The sequence below is a fragment of the Nonomuraea indica genome, assembly GCF_002850745.1.
In the GTDB taxonomy this organism is placed as follows: Bacteria; Actinomycetota; Actinomycetes; order Streptosporangiales; family Streptosporangiaceae; genus Nonomuraea; species Nonomuraea indica.
Map to the genome: position 1 here is coordinate 775,684 of NZ_KZ559466.1, position 17,252 is coordinate 792,935.

At 72.7% G+C, this 17,252-nt stretch carries 17 protein-coding genes; 11 read left to right on the top strand and 6 right to left on the bottom strand.

Annotation, left to right across the window (positions count from 1 at the left end):
- Positions 1-82 precede the first annotated feature (82 nt).
- The gene (locus CXR44_RS03640; protein ID WP_245898799.1) at positions 83-937 is read left to right on the top strand and encodes a M23 family metallopeptidase; all 855 of its coding nucleotides are present in this window, start codon (positions 83-85) and stop codon (positions 935-937) included.
- A gap of 16 nt (positions 938-953) precedes the next feature.
- Here CXR44_RS03640 and CXR44_RS03645 read toward each other — a convergent pair whose 3' ends face one another.
- Positions 954-2,174 carry a deoxyguanosinetriphosphate triphosphohydrolase gene (locus CXR44_RS03645; RefSeq protein ID WP_101783362.1) on the bottom strand — a complete coding sequence of 407 codons (1,221 nt, stop codon included), beginning with the start codon at positions 2,172-2,174 and terminating at the stop codon, positions 954-956.
- Between the two features lie 81 nt (positions 2,175-2,255).
- Here CXR44_RS03645 and CXR44_RS03650 point away from each other — a divergent pair, with 81 nt between their 5' ends.
- Together CXR44_RS03650 and CXR44_RS03655 are read left to right on the top strand one after the other, a co-directional pair.
- Positions 2,256-3,785, top strand: coding sequence for a M48 family metallopeptidase (locus CXR44_RS03650; RefSeq protein WP_101783363.1), 1,530 nt, complete (start codon positions 2,256-2,258; stop codon positions 3,783-3,785).
- Positions 3,786-3,815: 30 nt separating this feature from the next.
- Positions 3,816-4,775: a DUF5996 family protein gene (locus CXR44_RS03655; protein ID WP_101783364.1), complete on the top strand. Its 960-nt coding sequence runs from the start codon at positions 3,816-3,818 to the stop codon at positions 4,773-4,775.
- On the opposite strand, the gene ppdK is transcribed toward CXR44_RS03655, so the two are convergent.
- Positions 4,772-7,465, bottom strand: coding sequence for a pyruvate, phosphate dikinase (ppdK, locus tag CXR44_RS03660; protein WP_101783523.1), 2,694 nt, complete (start codon positions 7,463-7,465; stop codon positions 4,772-4,774). The genes CXR44_RS03655 and ppdK overlap by 4 nt on opposite strands.
- A gap of 343 nt (positions 7,466-7,808) precedes the next feature.
- Between ppdK and CXR44_RS03665 the strand changes: the two genes are divergently transcribed.
- Both CXR44_RS03665 and CXR44_RS03670 read left to right on the top strand, forming a co-directional pair.
- A complete protein-coding gene (locus CXR44_RS03665) occupies positions 7,809-8,288 on the top strand; it encodes a hypothetical protein (protein WP_144069846.1) in 480 nt (159 codons plus the stop codon).
- Positions 8,289-8,453: 165 nt separating this feature from the next.
- Positions 8,454-9,353, top strand: a complete 900-nt coding sequence (locus CXR44_RS03670) for a dienelactone hydrolase family protein (protein WP_101783366.1) — start codon at positions 8,454-8,456, stop codon at positions 9,351-9,353.
- 103 nt (positions 9,354-9,456) lie between these two features.
- On the opposite strand, the gene CXR44_RS03675 is transcribed toward CXR44_RS03670, so the two are convergent.
- The gene (locus CXR44_RS03675; protein ID WP_101783367.1) at positions 9,457-10,842 is read right to left on the bottom strand and encodes a glycine--tRNA ligase; all 1,386 of its coding nucleotides are present in this window, start codon (positions 10,840-10,842) and stop codon (positions 9,457-9,459) included.
- Positions 10,843-10,939: 97 nt separating this feature from the next.
- Positions 10,940-11,227, bottom strand: a complete 288-nt coding sequence (locus tag CXR44_RS03680; protein ID WP_101783368.1) for an antibiotic biosynthesis monooxygenase family protein — start codon at positions 11,225-11,227, stop codon at positions 10,940-10,942.
- A 70-nt stretch (positions 11,228-11,297) separates the two neighbouring features.
- Here CXR44_RS03680 and CXR44_RS03685 point away from each other — a divergent pair, with 70 nt between their 5' ends.
- The 5 genes from CXR44_RS03685 to CXR44_RS03705 are packed head-to-tail and all read left to right on the top strand — an operon-like array spanning position 11,298 to position 14,815.
- Positions 11,298-11,690, top strand: coding sequence for a DUF6703 family protein (locus CXR44_RS03685; protein ID WP_245898801.1), 393 nt, complete (start codon positions 11,298-11,300; stop codon positions 11,688-11,690).
- A gap of 57 nt (positions 11,691-11,747) precedes the next feature.
- A complete protein-coding gene (locus tag CXR44_RS03690; protein WP_101783369.1) occupies positions 11,748-12,740 on the top strand; it encodes a metal ABC transporter substrate-binding protein in 993 nt (330 codons plus the stop codon).
- A 16-nt stretch (positions 12,741-12,756) separates the two neighbouring features.
- Positions 12,757-13,560 carry a metal ABC transporter ATP-binding protein gene (locus CXR44_RS03695; RefSeq protein WP_101783370.1) on the top strand — a complete coding sequence of 268 codons (804 nt, stop codon included), beginning with the start codon at positions 12,757-12,759 and terminating at the stop codon, positions 13,558-13,560.
- Positions 13,560-14,429: a metal ABC transporter permease gene (locus tag CXR44_RS03700; RefSeq protein WP_101783525.1), complete on the top strand. Its 870-nt coding sequence runs from the start codon at positions 13,560-13,562 to the stop codon at positions 14,427-14,429. The genes CXR44_RS03695 and CXR44_RS03700 overlap by 1 nt, the downstream gene beginning before the upstream one ends.
- Positions 14,426-14,815: a Fur family transcriptional regulator gene (locus CXR44_RS03705; protein WP_101783371.1), complete on the top strand. Its 390-nt coding sequence runs from the start codon at positions 14,426-14,428 to the stop codon at positions 14,813-14,815. Before CXR44_RS03700 ends, CXR44_RS03705 begins: the two co-directional genes overlap by 4 nt.
- On the opposite strand, the gene CXR44_RS03710 is transcribed toward CXR44_RS03705, so the two are convergent.
- On the bottom strand, positions 14,755-15,657 hold the full coding sequence (locus CXR44_RS03710) for a DMT family transporter (RefSeq protein ID WP_245898803.1): 903 nt from the start codon (positions 15,655-15,657) through the stop codon (positions 14,755-14,757). The genes CXR44_RS03705 and CXR44_RS03710 overlap by 61 nt on opposite strands.
- 93 nt (positions 15,658-15,750) lie before the next feature.
- Between CXR44_RS03710 and CXR44_RS03715 the strand changes: the two genes are divergently transcribed.
- Positions 15,751-16,299, top strand: a complete 549-nt coding sequence (locus CXR44_RS03715) for a CGNR zinc finger domain-containing protein (protein WP_101783373.1) — start codon at positions 15,751-15,753, stop codon at positions 16,297-16,299.
- A 66-nt stretch (positions 16,300-16,365) separates the two neighbouring features.
- Here the strand turns inward: CXR44_RS03715 and CXR44_RS03720 are convergent, their stop codons facing one another.
- Positions 16,366-17,244: a haloalkane dehalogenase gene (locus tag CXR44_RS03720; protein ID WP_101783374.1), complete on the bottom strand. Its 879-nt coding sequence runs from the start codon at positions 17,242-17,244 to the stop codon at positions 16,366-16,368.
- Positions 17,245-17,252 lie beyond the last annotated feature (8 nt).

The window sequence follows — 17,252 nt, forward strand, 5'->3', positions numbered from 1 at the left end:
GGCTACAAAGGTAAAGCCTGCGGTGGATACGGTGACACGGGTGGAGATCATGCGATCGGGGCCTTGGGGACGACGGGCTGCCGTGGCGTGCGCGCTTCTGCTGGCCGGCGCCTGCTCGCAGCAGGCCGGCGTCGCGGGGGTCAGCGCCGAGTCGCCGGTGACCGCCCCGCCGGCCGTCTCGCCGACCGGGGCCACGCCCGTCGTCACCGCGACGATCCCGGAGCGGGGCCCGTCGGGGCAGGCCGAGTCCGACACGACGCCCTCCGGGAGGATCGAGGCGCCGGAGGGCGGCAAGCCGGTCAAGGTGCCGCCGCCGAAGCTGTCGGCCCACACCTACACGTTCCCGGTGCAGGGCTGCCGGGTGAGCTACCAGCGCAGGCTGCTGGTGCTGCCCAAGACGACGATCTGGGCCGGCAAGGGGTGCGCGTTCGTGGCGCCCGTCAGCGGCGTGGTGGACGAGGTCAACACCGCCAACAGGTGGCTGCCGTCCACCGACGCGGGTCCCGACCGCGAGGGCAGGTTCGTCACGATCATCGGTGACGACGGGGTGCGCTATCTGGGCGGGCACCTCGACTCGGTCGCCGACGGCATCAGGCCCGGGGTGCGCGTCGGCGGCGGGCAGCTTCTCGGCCGGGTGGGGACGTCCGGCAACGCCCGCAGCACCGGCCCCAACCTCTACTTCGCGATCTCGTGGAAGACCGGGTCGCGCTACTGGTGGGTGCGCCGCGGCATGGTGAACCCGTGGAGCTACCTCGACTCCTGGCTGTCGGGCAACCGCACCCTCTCCCCGCGCGAGGAGACGCTGGCCCTGCGCGCCCGGGTCGGTGAGACCCCGCGCTGCACCGTCCAGTGCTCGGCGAAGAAGAAGCCGGTCGAGCCGCGGGAGGAGCCCGAGCGGGAGGAGCCGCCCGTGGTGATCACCCTCACCCCGTCCTGACGAGCCCCGCGGCGCGTCAGCCGGACAGGCGCCGGTGCCAGGCGACGGCCGAGGTGTCGGTGAGCGAGGCGATCTGGTCGATGACGACCCTGACCCGGGCCGCGTCGTCGGCCGCCTCCAGGAACGCCGGACGGAAGGCCGGCTCCAGCGTGCGCGGCGCGCCCAGGGTGATCAGGGAGGCCAGCTCGGTGATGAGCTCGCGCTGCCTGGCCTGCTTGGCATGGTGGTGGTCGGTGGTCATGACGAAGTGGGCGGTGATGCCCTTGAGCACCGCGCACTCCAGCTTGGTCGAGCGCGGCACGACCAGGTCGACGCGGTGGCGCGGCCCGTAGGCGTCCTTGGTGGCCGTCTGCGCCGAGCGGCAGAACCCGCCGATGAGGCCGCTGGTGAGGGCCTTGAGCGCGGCCAGGTCGGCGAGCGTGGCGGTGAAGGCGCGCGGCCACAGCGGGTGGGCGACCAGCCGCGCCAGCGTCTCCTCCAGTTCGGCGAGGTCGGCGTCGGGCGCGTACCAGACGCGGGCCAGCTCGCACACCTGCCGGCGCTCGACCGGCGAGCGCAGCGCCTCGGGGGTGACGTGGCCGGCGTGGAAGGCGTCCTCCAGGTCGTGCACGGAGTACGCCACGTCGTCGGCCCAGTCCATGATCTGCGCCTCGAAGCTGACCCGGCCGGGCGGCGCGCCCTCCCTGATCCACGCGAAGACGGGCAGGTCGTCGTCGTACACGCCGAACTTGGGCGACGTCTCGCAGGTCCAGGGGTACTTGATGGAGGCGTCGAGGGCGGCCCGGGTGAGGTTGAGCCCGGCGCTGCGGCCGTCCTCGGTGATCACCTTGGCCTCCAGCCGGGTGAGCAGCCGCAGGCTCTGCGCGTTGCCCTCGAAGCCGCCGCAGGTGCCGGCCAGCTCGTTCAGGGCGACCTCGCCGTTGTGCCCGAACGGCGGGTGCCCCAGGTCGTGGGCCAGGCAGGCGGTCTCGACCAGGTCGGGATCGACGCCCAGGGTGGCGCCCATCTCGCGGCCGACCTGGGCGCATTCGAGGGAGTGGGTGAGCCGGGTGCGCGGGATGTGCTGGCCGCCGCCCGGCGCCTCGCCGGGGCCGACGACCTGCGTCTTGGCCGCGAGCCGGCGCAGGGCGGCGCTGTGCAGGACCCGGGCGCGGTCACGCTCGAAGGCGCCGCGCTCGGCGTTGCCGGGAGGCTCCGGCACCCATCGTGCCTCGTCGTGATCGTCATAGCGGACCATAAGTGCACTGATTTTATCCACTTTCCGGTCTCCGCTAGTGTCAAGTGCCGCGAGAACCCCCTTCCCCGGGAGCCCTCCTCCATGACGACAGCGTTACGCGCCGTGCTGGCCTTCGCGTTGCTGACCGGCTTCTACGTGCTGGTGGGCGTGGTCGTCGGCGCGGCGATCCTGGCGGACGTCCTCATGGCCGTCAGCTTCCACGCGAACCTGCTGAGGGAGGCTGTCGCGCTCAACCTGGCGGCCGCCCTCCTCGTGTACGCGCTGGTCATGGTCAGCCGCCGCCGCGCCGGCGAACAGCCGGGCGTGCCGGTCACCCGCGAGCAGGAGCCCGTGCTCTGGCAGACGGTCGAGGACCTGGCCCGGCGGGTGCGCACGGCCCCGCCGGACGAGATCCGCCTGGTCCCCGAGGTGAACGCGGCCGTGTCGGAGGACACCCGCCTCCTCGGCCTGAGAGCCACCCGGCGGCGCCTGTTCATCGGCCTGCCACTGCTGCAGACCCTGACCATGGACGAGATGCGGGCGGTCCTCGGTCACGAGCTGGGCCACTACAGCCGCGCGCACACGCGGCTCGGCGCGCCGGTCCACCGGGGCCGGGTGGCGCTCGCCGCGGCGGTCCGCGGCCTGGCCGGGCACCCGGTCGTGCGCCTGCCGTTCACCTGGTACGCCCGGCTGTACCTGTGGGTCTCCCAGGCGGTGTCGCGGCGGCAGGAGCTGGAGGCGGACGCCCTGGCCGTCGCCATCGGCGGCCGGCAGGCCACGGCCCAGGCGCTGCGCAGGACGCAGGACATGGCGCTGGCCTGGACCCTGTACGTCCGCGACTACCTGTCGCTGGCCGGGACCGGCGGCTGCCGCCCGGTGACCGTCTTCAACGGCTTCCACGCGCTGCTGAACGACCCCGTCCGGCAGGCGGAGATCGCCCGGCTGGCCGGCGAGCCGCGGGAGTCCTCGCCGTACGACTCGCATCCGCCCCTCGCCGACCGGCTCGCCGCGATCGAGCTGCTGCCGGAGCCGCCGCAGGTGCCCGACCCCCGCCCGGCGCAGTCGCTGCTGCGCGACCCGGCGGGGGCGGCGCAGGCGGTGGAGACGTCGATCTGGACACCGGAGGCGCTGACGGGCCTGCGGCCGGCGCCGTGGGAGCACATCGTGGCCGCGGCCACGTACGCGTCGCGCAACGCCGAGCCGCTGCGCGACCTGGCGCTGGCGGGCCAGCGGGTGGTGGGCGCGAGCAGGCCGTACCTGGACGCGGCGTTCGAGGCGATCGCCCGCGGCCGGCAGGCGGAGCTGACCGAGCGGCTGGCCGAGCTGGGCTGGGCCGCCGCCGACGACCTGCTGGCCGGGGTGCTGGGCCGGGCGCTGGAGGCGGTGCTGATCGAGCACGGGCAGGCCCGCTGGACGCTGTCCTGGTCGGGGCCCCCGAGGCTGCTGTTCGAGGACGGCGAGGAGGTGGCGCTGGCCGGCTACGCGGCCCAGGTCGCGGCCGATCCGTCGGCGGTGCCGGGGCTGCGTGCCTGGCTGGGCGACCTGGGCGTGCGCCACGACTACGTGCCGGTCGCCGAGGCCGGCCGGGACCCCTCCCCCGCCGGTCAGGGGGCGTCCGCGACCCGAAGGTAGCGACGGCGGGCGCGGGGAACGCTTGCTGCCATGAACAACCTGTATCCCGTCATGCCGCTGGCCGAGTGGCAGGACACCAAGGCGACCCTGCACCGCTTCTGCCAGGTGGTGGGCAAGATCCGGCTGGAGTCGGCCGTCCGGCGCAACCATTGGTGGCACGCGCCGTTCCACCTCACCGGGCGTGGCATCACCACGCGGCCGATGGGGCAGGTGGACGGCAACCCGATCTTCACCATCGACTTCGACTTCGTCGGCCACCGGCTGGTCGTGACCACGGTGGACGGGCGGGAGGCGGCGTTCCCGCTGTACGGCCTGTCGGTGGCCGACTTCTACCAGCGCACGATGCGGACGCTCGCGGACCTCGGCATCCGGGTGGAGATCCCGGTGCCGCGGCCGTTCGACCTGCCCGACTCCGGGCGGCCGTTCGCCGACGACACCGAGCACGCCGCCTACGACCCGCTCATGGTCACCCGCTACTGGCAGGTGCTCAGTCAGGTCAACCTGCTGCTGGAGGAGTTCGCCGCCGGATACGAGGGCAAGACCAGCCCGGTGCACCACTTCTGGCACACCTTCGACATCGCCTGCACCCGCTTCAGCGACCGCCGCGTCGCCCAGCCGCCCGAGGCGGACCCCGTGACGCGCGAGGCCTATTCGAGGGAGGTGATCAGCTTCGGCTTCTGGTTCGGCGACGACGCCTTCCCCGAGCCGGCGTTCTACTCCTACACCGCTCCCGAGCCGGACGGCCTGGACCGCGAGCCGCTGGAGCCGGCGGCGGCCCGGTGGATCACGCAGCGGGGCGGCCACCTGGCCGTGCTGTCCCACGCCGACGCCCTCGCGCAGGCCGACCCTCGGGCCGCCGTCCTCGCCTTCTTCGGCAGCGCCTACCGGGCCGGGGCACGGCTCGCCGGCTGGGACGCCGCGCGGCTCGCCTGCCCCGGCGGGGTCACCGACCCCCTGGCCGCGTCACCGGCCGCCGGAGACCGCCTCTAGCGGGTGTCGCTCTCGTTGTCACTGAGCGCGGCCCGCGCCGCCTCCAGGCGGGCGACGGGGATGCGGAACGGCGAGCAGGAGACGTAGTCGAGCCCGGCGTCGTGGCAGAAGTGCACCGAGTCGGGGTCGCCGCCGTGCTCCCCGCAGATGCCGACCTTGAGGTCGGACCGCACCGCCCGGCCCTCGTCGGTGGCGAGGCGGACCAGGCGGCCGACGCCGTCGCGGTCGAGCGTCTCGAACGGCGACACGCCGAAGATGCCCAGCTCCAGGTAGCGGGAGAAGAACGCGGCCTCGACGTCGTCGCGGGAGAAGCCCCACATCATCTGGGTCAGGTCGTTGGTGCCGAAGGAGAAGAACTGCGCGGCCTCGGCGACCTGGCCGGCGGTGACGGCGGCCCGCGGCGTCTCGATCATGGTGCCGACGAGGGCGTCCACGCCCACCTCGGCCAGGATGGCGGTGGCCTCCTCGCGGACGGCCTCCAGCTCCTGCACCGCGGCCACCAGCGGGATCATGATCTCGGGCCGGGCGCCCGGCACCTCCTTGGCGGCCTGGGCGATGGCCCGCACCTGCATGGCGAACAGGCCGGGGATCACCAGGCCGAGCCGTACGCCGCGCAGGCCCAGCATGGGGTTCTGCTCGTGCAGCCGCTTGACGGCGGCGAGCAGCCTGCGGTCCTTGTCCGACGCCTCGCCGGAGCCCGCCTCGGCCAGCGCGACCTTGACCGACAGGTCGGTGAGGTCGGGCAGGAACTCGTGCAGGGGCGGGTCGATGAGGCGCACCGTCACCGGCCGGCCCTCCATCGCCCGGAAGATGCCGACGAAGTCGGCCTTCTGCAGCGGCTCCAGCGCGTCGAGCGCCGCCTGCCGCTCGGTGTCGCCGGAGGCGAGCACGAGGTCCTCGACGAGCTGCCGGCGCTCGCCGAGGAACATGTGCTCGGTACGGCACAGCCCGATCCCCTCGGCGCCGAACCGGCGCGCCCTGGCCGCGTCCTCGGGGGTGTCGGCGTTGGCCCGCACCCGCAGCCGGCGTACCCCGTCGGCGTGCCGCATGATCCGGTCGACCGCCTTGACGAGGTTGTCGTCGTGCGAGGCCTCCTGCTCCTCGCCCGTCTCCTCCCCCGCTCCGGCGGAGGTCCCGCGCTCGAAGTACTCGACCACGGGGGAGTCGGCCACCGGCACCTCGCCGAGGAACACCTCGCCGGTGGTGCCGTCGATGGAGATGACCTCCCCTTCGCTGACGACGACGCCGCCGGGCGCGGTGAACCGCCGCTCGCCGACCGAGACCTCCAGTTCCTCCGCGCCGCAGACGCAGGTCTTGCCCATGCCGCGGGCCACGACGGCCGCGTGGGAGGTCTTGCCGCCACGGCTGGTGAGGATGCCGCGGGCGGCGATCATGCCGGCCAGGTCGTCGGGGTTGGTCTCACGGCGTACCAGGATGACGTCCTCGCCCCGCGCGGCCAGCTCGACGGCCCGCTCGGAGGAGAAGACGGCCTTGCCGACGGCCGCGCCGGGCGAGGCGTTCATTCCCTTGGCGATCCGGTTCTTGACGGCACCGCCGTCGAAGCGGGGGAACATGAGCTGGGCGAGCTGGTCGCCGGTCACCCGGGTGACGGCCTCGTCGAGCGTGATGAGGCCCTGGTCGACGAGCTGCGTGGCGATGCGGAACGCGGCGGCGGCGGTGCGCTTGCCGACGCGGGTCTGCAGCATCCACAGCTTGCCCCGCTCGATGGTGAACTCAATGTCGCACAGGTCGCGGTAGTGGTTCTCGAGCGTCTCCATGATCTGCAGGAGCTCGTCGTAGCAGTGCTTGTCGAGGCGTTCAAGGTCCTGCAGCGGGACGGTGTTGCGGATGCCGGCGACGACGTCCTCGCCCTGGGCGTTCTGGAGGTAGTCGCCGTAGACGCCCTGCTGGCCGGAGCCGGGGTCGCGGGTGAAGGCGACGCCGGTACCGGAGTCGTTGCCGCAGTTGCCGAAGACCATGGCGACGATGTTGACGGCCGTGCCGAGGTCGGCGGGGATGCGCTCCTGGCGGCGGTAGAGGATGGCGCGCGGGGCGTTCCAGGAGTCGAAGACGGCCATGACGGCCAGGCGCATCTGCTCGCGCGGGTCCGCGGGGAACTCCTTGCCGGTCTGCTCGCGGACGATGCCCTTGTACGTCTCGACGAGGCTCTGCAGCTCGCCGGCGCCGAGGTCGGTGTCCTGCCGGTCGCCCTTGAGCTCGTCGAGCGCGTGCTCGAAGTGGTCGCCGTCGATGCCGAGCACCGTCTTGCCGAACATCTGGATGAGCCGCCGGTAGGAGTCCCAGGCGAAGCGCTCGTTGCCGCCGGACTGCTTGGCCAGGCCGTGCACGGACTCGTCGTTGAGCCCGATGTTGAGGACGGTCTCCATCATGCCGGGCATGGAGAACTTCGCGCCGGAGCGGACGCTGACGAGCAGCGGGTCGTCGGTCTGGCCGAGGGTGCGCCCCATCGTCGCCTCCAGGGCGCTCAGGTGCCGCGCGATCTCCTCGTCGAGCCCGGCGGGGAGCGTGCCTTCGGCCAGGTAGTGCCGGCACGCCTCCGTCGTGATCGTGAACCCCGGAGGAACGGGCAGCCCGAGGTTGGTCATTTCGGCGAGGTTCGCACCCTTGCCGCCGAGCAGGTCCTTGAGATTCCGGTTGCCCTCGGTGAAGTCGTAAACGTACTTGGCCACCACAGCTCCAATCAACGCCTCTGTCCCGGACTCTACCGGCGAGAATGATGAAGAAACTGCACCCAACGGTTAAGTCATCGTTTTCCCAGGTAAACCGCCCTGCAGCGGTCTAATCCAATTTGTTTTACGTTGACCATGAAATTGGTTTATACCAATTGGTATACACCAATTGTGGGGCGTTCGGAGGCGGTCTTGAATCGGGTTCGGCGGCCGGCTTTCCGGCTGCCGCGAGGCGGACCCGCCCCTTTCCGGACGCCCGCGGGCCCGGATCGCGGCGAGGCGTGACGGATCGGCCGCCCGTTTCGCAACCGCACGGTAATCGGCGGCTGTCACGCTCTGGTGCATGCCACCCCCCGTACGGCGGCGTCTGGCCGTGGCCGCCTGCCTGGCCTGGGCGGTCGCCGGCTGCTCCCCCGGCGCCACGTTCGTCTCGACCGGCGAGGGCACCGCGGTCACGCCCGAGGAGACCTCCACACCGGGGCTCTACCTGCAACGGCTGCACGCCACGTACTTACGGCCCGGCGACTGCCTGTGGGAGCTGCCCCACGACCTCGTCGCGACGCTCGTGTCCTGCGAGATGCCGCACGCGGCCGAGTACGCGTCCATCTACGTGCTGCCGGAGGGCCCGTGGCCGGGCGAGACCGCGGCGAGGCGCCGGGCCCTCGACTGGTGCGGCCCGCGGCTGCGGGTGAGGGAGTCACGGCGCGACGACGTCAAGGCCGGAGTGCTGCTGCCGCTGGAGCACGAGTGGCCGGCCCAGCGGACGGCGTACTGCCTCGCCGTGCCGCGCGAGGGCGAGTTGGTGGGACGGGTCCTGAAGTAGCCGTCGCCACAGCCCGCCGGGCGGGCGCCGCGAGCCGGACCTGGTGACACCTCCCGGGCGGGCTTCGCTAGCCGGAACCTGGCGCGTCCTCCGCCCGGCAGCCACCCGCCCCGAGCAACCCATCCTTTGCACCGTCTTTCGGTGGCAGCGGGTACATCCCTGGCCATGACGCCTTTCCAGCGCTACCTCGCGGAAGAGGTGGCGCTCGACCACGCCGACGGGCTCATCACGCGGCGCGAGGCGCTGCGCCGGCTCGGCCTGCTCGGTCTCGCCCTGCCCGCCGCGACCGCCCTGCTGTCGGCGTGCGGCGCGGCGCCCGAGGCGGCCACCTCCCCGACTCCGGCCCCGCCCACGGGCGCGGCCTCACCGGCGGGCCCGTCACCGCTGCCGGCGGAGGGGATCACCTTCGCCGGACCGGAAGGGGTGACGCTGCGGGGAGCCTGGGCGGCCGCCGCGCAGCCGCGAGGCGCGGTGCTGGTCGTCCACGAGAACCGGGGCCTGACCGACCACATCCGGTCCGTGGCGGGCCGGCTCGCGGCGAGCGGCTACTCGGCGCTGGCGCTCGACCTGCTCTCCCGTGAGGGCGGCACGGCGTCGTTCGCCGACTCCGCACAGGTCACGGCCAGACTCGGGGAGATCTCGCCGGACCGGTTCGTGGCCGACATGAAAGCGGCGGTGGGCGAGCTGGGCGAGCGGGCGTCCGGGGCGAAGCTGGGCATGGTGGGCTTCTGCTTCGGCGGCGGGATGACATGGCTGCTGCTGGCCTCGGGCGAGCCCCGGCTGGCCGCCGCCGCGCCGTTCTACGGGCCGCTGCCGGACGGCGCCGACTTCGCCGGCAGCCGGGCGGCGGTGCTCGCGGTGTACGCCGAGCGGGACGAGCGGGTGAACGCCTCCCGCCCGGCCGCCGAGGCCGCGCTGCGCAGGGCCGGGCTGACGTACGAGATCGTGACGTTCCCGGGGGTGCGGCACGCCTTCTTCAACGACACGGGGCAGCGCTACGACGCCGGGGCTGCGGCCCAGGCCTACGACCGGCTCATCGACTGGTACGACCGCCATCTGGCCTGACACCCGCCCCGCCGCCGAAGGCCGCGGGCGCGGAAGCGCGGGGCCGGACGGTCGGAGACGTGCCCCGGCTCGCCGCGGTGGGCGGGAGCCGGGGCGTGCGCCGTCAGTCGTTGAGGTGCTGGCGCAGGTAGGAGTCGACCTGGTCGAGCGCGATGCGCTCCTGGCGCATCGAGTCGCGCTCGCGGATCGTGACGGCCTGGTCGTCCAGGGTGTCGAAGTCGACCGTGACGCAGAACGGCGTGCCGATCTCGTCCTGGCGGCGGTAGCGGCGGCCGATGGCGCCGGCGTCGTCGAACTCGACGTTCCACCGGCGGCGCAGCTGCGCGGCCAGGTCGCGGGCCTTGGGCGACAGGTCGGCGTTGCGCGACAGCGGCAGCACGGCGACCTTGACCGGGGCGAGCCGGTGGTCGAGCCGCATGACGGTGCGCTTCTCCATGACGCCCTTGGCGTTGGGCGCCTCGTCCTCGCTGTAGGCGTCGAGCAGGAACGTCAGCGTCGCCCGGTCGACACCGGCCGCCGGCTCGATGACGTAGGGGACGTAGCGCTCCTGCGTGTCCTGCTCGAAGAAGCTGAGGTCGACGCCCGAGGCCTTGGAGTGGGCGGTCAGGTCGAAGTCGGTGCGGTTGGCGATGCCTTCGAGCTCACCCCACTCGCTGCCGGCGAAGTTGAAGCGGTACTCGATGTCGACGGTGCGCTTGGAGTAGTGGGACAGCTTCTCCTTGGGGTGCTCGTAGAGCCGGAGGTTGTCCTTGTTGATGCCGAGGTCGGAGTACCAGCGGTAGCGCTCGTCGATCCAGAACTGGTGCCACTCCTCGTCGGTGCCGGGCTTGACGAAGAACTCCATCTCCATCTGCTCGAACTCGCGGGTGCGGAAGATGAAGTTGCCCGGGGTGATCTCGTTGCGGAACGACTTGCCGATCTGGCCGATGCCGAACGGGATCTTCTTGCGCGCCGACTGCTGCACGTTGAGGTAGTTGATGAAGATGCCCTGCGCGGTCTCGGGCCGGAGGTAGGCCAGGCCCGACTCGTCCTCGACCGGGCCGAGGAAGGTCTTGAGCAGGCCGCTGAACTGCCGGGGCTCGGTGAAGGCGCCCTTGTTGCCGCAGTTGGGGCAGGTGATGTCGGCCAGGCCATGCTCGGGGGCGCGGCCGTTCTTCTCCTCGTACGCCTCGAGCAGGTGGTCGGCGCGGAAGCGCTTGTGGCAGGACTGGCACTCGGTCAGCGGGTCGGTGAACGTCTCGACGTGGCCGCTGGCCTGCCAGACCTCGCGGGCCAGGATGACGCAGGAGTCGAGGCCGACGACGTCGTCGCGCGCCTGGACCATCGACTGCCACCACTGGCGCTTGACGTTGTTCTTCAGCTCGACGCCCAGCGGGCCGTAGTCCCACGACGCCCGCAGACCCCCGTAGATCTCGCTCGACGGGTAGACGAGCCCGCGGCGCTTGGCGAGGCTGACGATGGTGTCCATGACGTCTGTACGGCGTGCCATGTGGTTGGGTCTCTTTCCGGCTGGAGGTCGGCGAGGGGAACGAACGAATGAACTCTCAGCTTAGGGGACGTGGGGCGGCCCTCGCGCGAGAGTATTGCTACGCCCCGTCCTGCGTGTAGACGTCCTCGAAAGCGCTGGGTTCGTTGACCATGAGAATCATGAGCGGATACATCGCCATCCGTGCGGCGGAGAGCGCTCTGCGGTAGAACCCGGCGCCCTCCCACTCGCTGACCAGGGCCCACAGGTTGGGCTCGTCGACCGACCGGGCCAGTCTGCCGCGCAGGTAGCCGGGCTGGAGGGCGAGCGTGTCGAGGATGGCGTGGCCTTGCTTGACGAAGTCCTGGGACTGGGCTTCGGGAACGGTGTAACGGATCACGGCGAGCACGCCTCCCAGGATGGCAGACGTTGTCGCACCGCTGCGCGATTCCGGCGGGCCCGAGGGCTAGGCTCGGGCCGTGGCCACCGACCGAGACCGCCGTGACGTCCGCCGCGAGCGGGCGCGCGGGCCCCGGGGCGCCCGGCGTCCCCTGCCCGAGGGCGAGCAGTTCTTCACGCCGGGCGCGACCGGCCTGCGCAAGTCCGTGGAGGCGCGCAGCGCGACGCCCATGACCTTCCTGTTCACCCAGGTGCCCCGGTGGGTGACGCCGGCCGTGCTGGTGGCGTTGCTGCTGGCGGGGTTCGCGGTGCCCGGCTGGCCGGGTGCGGTGGCGGTGCTGCCCGTGCTCGCGTTCGTGGGCTGGCTGGCCTACCTGTCGTGGCCGTCGCTGGGCGCGGGCGGGCGGGTGCTGCGCGTGGTGATGCTGGCGTTCCTGCTGGTGCTGGCGGCCGACCGGTTCGGGGCGTTCTAGGCGACAGCCGCCCCAATTTTGACAATCGTTTTCATTTTCCGCATACTTGATGGCGTGATGTCCAGAACGCCCCGAATGCTGGCCGGTCTCGTGACAGGGAGCGCGCTGCTCGCCACCGCCGCGTGCGGCTCCGGCTCAGGCTCCGCGCAGACCTCGTCGCAGTCCTCGTCGTCCGGCGCCGACGGCAGGCCCGCCGTGGTCGCCGCCATCTACCCCGTGCAGTGGCTCAGCGAGCAGGTGGGCGGCCCGGACGCCGCCGTGTCGGTGCTGACCGCGCCGGGCGTCGAGCCCCACGACCTGGAGCTGGGGCCGCAGCAGGTGGCCCAGTTGCAGGACGCCGCGCTGACCGTCTACGTCAGGGGCGTCCAGCCCGCCGTGGACGAGGCCGTCACCCCGGAGACGTCGTTCGACGCCGCCACCGCCGTGACGACGCTGCCCGCCGGCGAGGACGCCCACGCCCACGAGGAGGGCGAGGAGGCGCACGCCGGAGAGGGTGAGGAGGCGCACGCGGGCGAGGGCGAGGAGGCGCACGCCGGAGAGGCCGTCGATCCGCACATCTGGCTCGACCCGTCGCGCCTGGCCACGGTCGCGACCAAGCTGGGCGAGCGGCTGGCGGGCGCCGACCCGGCGCACGCGCAGGGCTACAAGGACCGCGCCGCCCGCACGGCGAGCACCCTGACCGCCCTGGACCAGGAGTTCGCCAAGGGCCTGGGCACCTGCGCGACCAGGACGATGGTGACGGCGCACGCGGCGTTCGGCTACCTCGCCGACCGCTACAAGCTCCAGCAGGTCGGCATCGCGCTCGACCCCGAGCAGGAGCCGTCGCCGGCCCGCCTCGCCGAGGTCGCCACGGCCGCCAAGAACGCCAAGGTCACCACGATCTTCACCGAGGCCCTGGTCAACCCCAAGGTGGCCGAGGTGCTGGCCGGCGAGGTGGGCGCCAAGACGGCGGTGCTCGACCCGCTGGAGAGCAAGCCGTCGGGCGATTACCTGTCGGCGATGAGGGACAATCTCAAAAGCCTGCAAACCGCCCTGGGATGCACGGCTTGACCAAGGGATAGAACGCATGAGCGAGACCGCCTTCGCGATGACCGGCGGCCGGGTCACCCTCGACCGGCGGCCGATCCTGCGGGGTGTCGACCTGACGGTGCGCCCGGGCGAGGTGGTCGCCCTGCTCGGCGCCAACGGCTCCGGCAAGTCGACGCTGGTCCGCGCCCTGCTCGGCCTCATCCCGCTGTCGGGCGGCCAGACCCTGGTGTACGGCAGCCCGCCCGCGAGGTTCCGCCAGTGGTGGCGCGTCGGCTACGTGCCCCAGCGCCTGCAGGTCGGCGGCGGCGTGCCCGCCACGGTCCGCGAGGTGGTGGCCTCCGGGCGCATCGCCCGGCAGAGCCGGCTGCGTCGCACGAGCGCCGCCGACCGGGCGGCGGTGGACGCCGCGCTGGAGTCCGTCGGGCTGGCCGGGCGCGCCGGAGACCCGGTGCAGGAGCTGTCCGGCGGCCAGCAGCAGCGGGTGCTGATCGCCCGCGCGCTGGCCGGGGAGCCCGACACGTACGTCATGGACGAGCCCACCGCGGGCGTCGACGCCGAGACCCAGCAGCTGCTCGCCGACACGCTGGCCACGCTGGTGCTGGAAGGAAAGACCATCGTGCTGGTCGCCCACGAGCTGGGCCCGCTGGAGCCGTTGGTCACCCGCGGCGTCGTGGTCCGCGACGGCCGCATCGCGCACGACGGGCCGCCGCCGCGCCCGGAGGGCGAGTGCGCGCGGCCGGGGCACGAGCACGTGCACCCGCACGCGCCGGCGGAGCCGGGCAGCCCGCTCGGCGGCGGGGCGTCGGTGGGGCCGCTGAGCGGCTGGCAGGGAGAGTCATGATCGTCGAATTGCTGGACAAGGAGTTCTTCCAGCTCGCGCTGGCCGCGGCGCTGCTGGTGGGGCTCTGCGCGCCCGCCGTCGGCACGTTCATCGTGCAGCGGCGGCTCGCGCTGCTCGGCGACGGCATCGGGCACGTGGCGCTGACCGGTGTCGCGCTCGGCTTCCTGACCGGCACCGCGCCGATCATCACGGCCGTCCTGGTGTCCGTCGCGGGCGCGGTGGCCATCGAGCTGGTCAGGGCACGCGGCCGCACCAGCGGCGACGTGGCCCTGGCGCTGATGTTCTACGGCGGCATCGCGGGCGGCGTCATGCTCATGGGCATCGCGCCGGGCGGCAGCAGCACCAAGCTCAACTCGTACCTGTTCGGCGCCATCGCGAGCGTGACCCGCGAGGACATCTGGATCATCGGCGGGCTGGCGGTCGCGGTGGTCGGCGTGGTCGCGGTGTTCGGCAGGGAGCTGTTCGTGCTCTGCCAGGACGAGGAGATGGCCAGGGCCAGCGGCCTGCCGGTGCGCTTCCTCAGCCTGCTGATCGCCGTGACGGCGGCGCTGACCGTGGTCATCGCCATGCGCGTGGTGGGCCTGCTGCTGGTCAGCGCGCTCATGGTGATCCCGGTCGCCACCAGCCAGCAGATCACCCGGGGCTTCCGCTCGACCATGGCGCTGGCCATGGTGCTCGGCGTGCTGGCCTCGGTGGGCGGCCTGCTCAGCTCCACCATGTCGGCCCGCGTGCCGCCGGGGGCGGCCATCGTGCTCCTCGCCCTCGCCGGCTTCGTCCTGGCGCTCGGTGTCGGTAGATTCGTACGCCGAGGCCGATCCCAGGAGTCCACGGTGAGCGAGCACCCCAACCGCGTCGAGGAGGCCGCATGACGACCAGGCGCGACGCCGTCCACGACACCCTGCGCCGGAGCGAGGGTTTCCGCAGTGCGCAGGACGTCTATGCCGAGATGCGCCAGCACGGCGCCAAGATCGGCCTGACCACGGTCTACCGCGCCCTGCAGGCGCTGGCCGACGGCGGCCAGGTCGACGTGCTGCGCACCGACGACGGCGAGTCGGTCTACCGCGCGTGCGCGAGCGGCGACCACCACCACCATCTGGTCTGCCGCCGCTGCGGCCACACGGTCGAGGTGGCCGGTCCGGCGGTCGAGCGCTGGGCCGAGATGATCGGCGGCGAGCACGGCTTCACCGAGATCACTCACACGGTCGAGGTCTTCGGCACCTGCTCGTCCTGCTCGGCGTCGGTCCGGGCGGGCTGAGCGCGAGCACGGCGCGAGCCGTACAGGACCCCGGCGACGATCACCAGGCACCCGGTGAGCTGCAGGAGTGACGGGTTCTCGTCCAGCAGCACCTTCGCCAGCGCCACGGTGGTCAGCGGCTGCACCAGCAGGAGCAGCGCCGTGAGCGCGGCGGGCTGCCTGGGCAGCGCGTAGGTGATCAGTGACCAGCCGAGCACCTGGGGGCCGAGGGCGAGCAGCAGCAGCCACCCGTGCGCCGGCCAGTCGGGCGTGAGGTCGGCGCCGCCGAACAGGGGGCTCAGCGCCGCGATCGACACCGCGGCGACCGCGGTGGCGTGCGCGAGCGGGCCGGCCGAGCGCCGCGCTCCCGCCTTCATGAGCAGCAGGAAGGCCGCGTACGCCACCGACGTGGCCACACCGGCGAGCACGCCGAGCATCGGGTCGGCACCGTAGGCGGCCTCGTCGAAGACGCCCGAGATGAGCACGGCGCCGGCGAACACCACCGGCGTCGCGATCATGAGCTGGTTGGACGGCCGCTCGCCGAAGACGGCCCAGGCGGCGAACGCGACGATGAACACCTGCAGGTTGCCGAGCACGGTCGCCAGGCCGGCGCCGACGTAGCCGATCGCGTGGTGCCAGAAGAGCAGGTCCAGCGCGAACAGCACGCCCGCCGCCCAGGCCAGGACCAGCGGCCTGCCGCGCAGCGGGCCGAGCCGGCGGCGTTCGGCCCAGGCCAGCACGATCATCGGCGGCACGGCGTACACGCAGCGGAACAGCGCCGAGGTGGCAGGCGAGACCTCGGCCAGCCGCACCAGGGGCCCGGAGGTGGAGATGATCAGCGCGCCGACCGTCGCGATCAGCACGATACGGCGATGCGCACTCACAGACCGACCCCCGAAACCGCTGACAAGAGATACGCTGCGACCACGTTAGAATCCGGTCTGACAGGAGTCAATATGCCGTTTGGCCATGACACGGTCTACTCGCTGGCCACCGTCGTCGAGCTGGTCAACACGTCTCCTTCGACCGGCGGCGACGACGATCTGACCGGCCTGGCCGACCTGCAGGCTTTCGTGCAGGCGCGGGAGGTCAGCGGCATCAGCACGCTGACGGCGCGCGACCTCGGCCAGGTGCGGCTGGTGCGTGAGGCGTTCCACCGGGTGTTCACCGCGCCCGACCAGCCGACCGCCGTACGACTGCTCAACACGTTGCTCGCCGAGACGCGCATCACGCCCCGGCTGGCCGAGCACGACGGGCATCCGCTGCACATGCACTACTTCGCGCCCGACGCCACCCTGGCCGAGCACCTGGCGGCCGACTGCGGGGTGGCGCTGGCCCACCTGCTGGTGGAGGGCGAGTGGGAGCGCCTGCGCACCTGCGCGGCTCCCGACTGCGACCGGGTGTTCGTGGACGAGTCGCGCAACCGGTCCCGCGTCTACTGCGACAGCCGCACGTGCGGCAACCGCATGCACGTCGCCGCCTACCGGGCCCGCCGCCGCGCCTGAGCCCGGCCCGGCGCCGCCCGCCGCACCCGAGGCCGGGGCCCGGCGGGATCGTCAGGTGCGGCCGGCTCAACGTCCGGAAGGCCCGCGCAGGCCATGGCGGTCGGTCCACGCCGCGACCGCCCTGGCGATCGCGTGGGGCTGGTCCTCGGGCGTGTGATGACCGGCGACGGCGTCGTGCCGGGCGATCTCGAGCGCCGCCATGTTCGCCGCGCACCAGGCGTACGTCTCCGGGCCCATCATCGCGCCGGGGCCCGGCTCGAAGGCGATGAGCAGCTTGGGCACGTCCGGGCTGGCCGCCAGCCACCTCCCGTACGCCTCCATCCTCGCCACCACGTCGGCCGGCTCGCCGTCCAGCGGCATGGAGCGCGGCCAGCGCAGCAGCGGCAGCCGGCTCTCGGGAGTCGGGTACGGCTCCCGGTAGGCGGCGAGGTCGTCCGGGCCGAGCGGGACGGCGACGGTGGCGGGCAGCACCTGCTCGATGAAGGCGTTGTCGTCCAGGATCATGGTCTCGCCGACGCCCTCCGTCCTGATCGCCCGGAACAGCGACCGGCCGCCTTCGGGGAACTCCTCCCACGACATGGGCTTGACGATGGTCTCGGTGAACGCGACGCCGCGCACCCGGTCCGGGTGGCGGGCGGCCCAGTCGAAGGCGAGCGCGCCGCCCCAGTCGTGGCCGACCAGCACCACGTCGTCGAGGCCGAGGGCGTCGAACCAGGCGTCCAGGTAGCGGGCGTGGTCGGCGAAGGTGTAGTCGACGGCCGGCTTGCCGGAGGCGCCCATGCCGATCAGGTCGGGCGCCAGGAGCCGGCCGGGGTCGCCGACGGCCGGCATCACGTGCCGCCACAGGTGGGAGGAGGTGGGGTTGCCGTGCAGGAAGACGATCGGCGTCCCGGCCCCCCGCTCCTGGTAGAAGACGGTCGAGTCGAGTACGTGCTGAACGGGCATGTCGGGTC

Coding starts and splice junctions, on each gene's coding strand:
- CXR44_RS03715 (WP_101783373.1), top strand. CDS start 15,751: ATGCCGTTTGGCCATGACACGGTCTACTCGCTGGCCACCGTCGTCGAG.
- CXR44_RS03650 (WP_101783363.1), top strand. CDS start 2,256: ATGACGACAGCGTTACGCGCCGTGCTGGCCTTCGCGTTGCTGACCGGC.
- CXR44_RS03655 (WP_101783364.1), top strand. CDS start 3,816: ATGAACAACCTGTATCCCGTCATGCCGCTGGCCGAGTGGCAGGACACC.
- CXR44_RS03720 (WP_101783374.1), bottom strand. CDS start 17,244: ATGCCCGTTCAGCACGTACTCGACTCGACCGTCTTCTACCAGGAGCGG.
- CXR44_RS03695 (WP_101783370.1), top strand. CDS start 12,757: ATGAGCGAGACCGCCTTCGCGATGACCGGCGGCCGGGTCACCCTCGAC.
- CXR44_RS03670 (WP_101783366.1), top strand. CDS start 8,454: ATGACGCCTTTCCAGCGCTACCTCGCGGAAGAGGTGGCGCTCGACCAC.
- CXR44_RS03665 (WP_144069846.1), top strand. CDS start 7,809: ATGCCACCCCCCGTACGGCGGCGTCTGGCCGTGGCCGCCTGCCTGGCC.
- CXR44_RS03675 (WP_101783367.1), bottom strand. CDS start 10,842: ATGGCACGCCGTACAGACGTCATGGACACCATCGTCAGCCTCGCCAAG.
- CXR44_RS03705 (WP_101783371.1), top strand. CDS start 14,426: ATGACGACCAGGCGCGACGCCGTCCACGACACCCTGCGCCGGAGCGAG.
- CXR44_RS03645 (WP_101783362.1), bottom strand. CDS start 2,174: ATGGTCCGCTATGACGATCACGACGAGGCACGATGGGTGCCGGAGCCT.
- CXR44_RS03690 (WP_101783369.1), top strand. CDS start 11,748: ATGTCCAGAACGCCCCGAATGCTGGCCGGTCTCGTGACAGGGAGCGCG.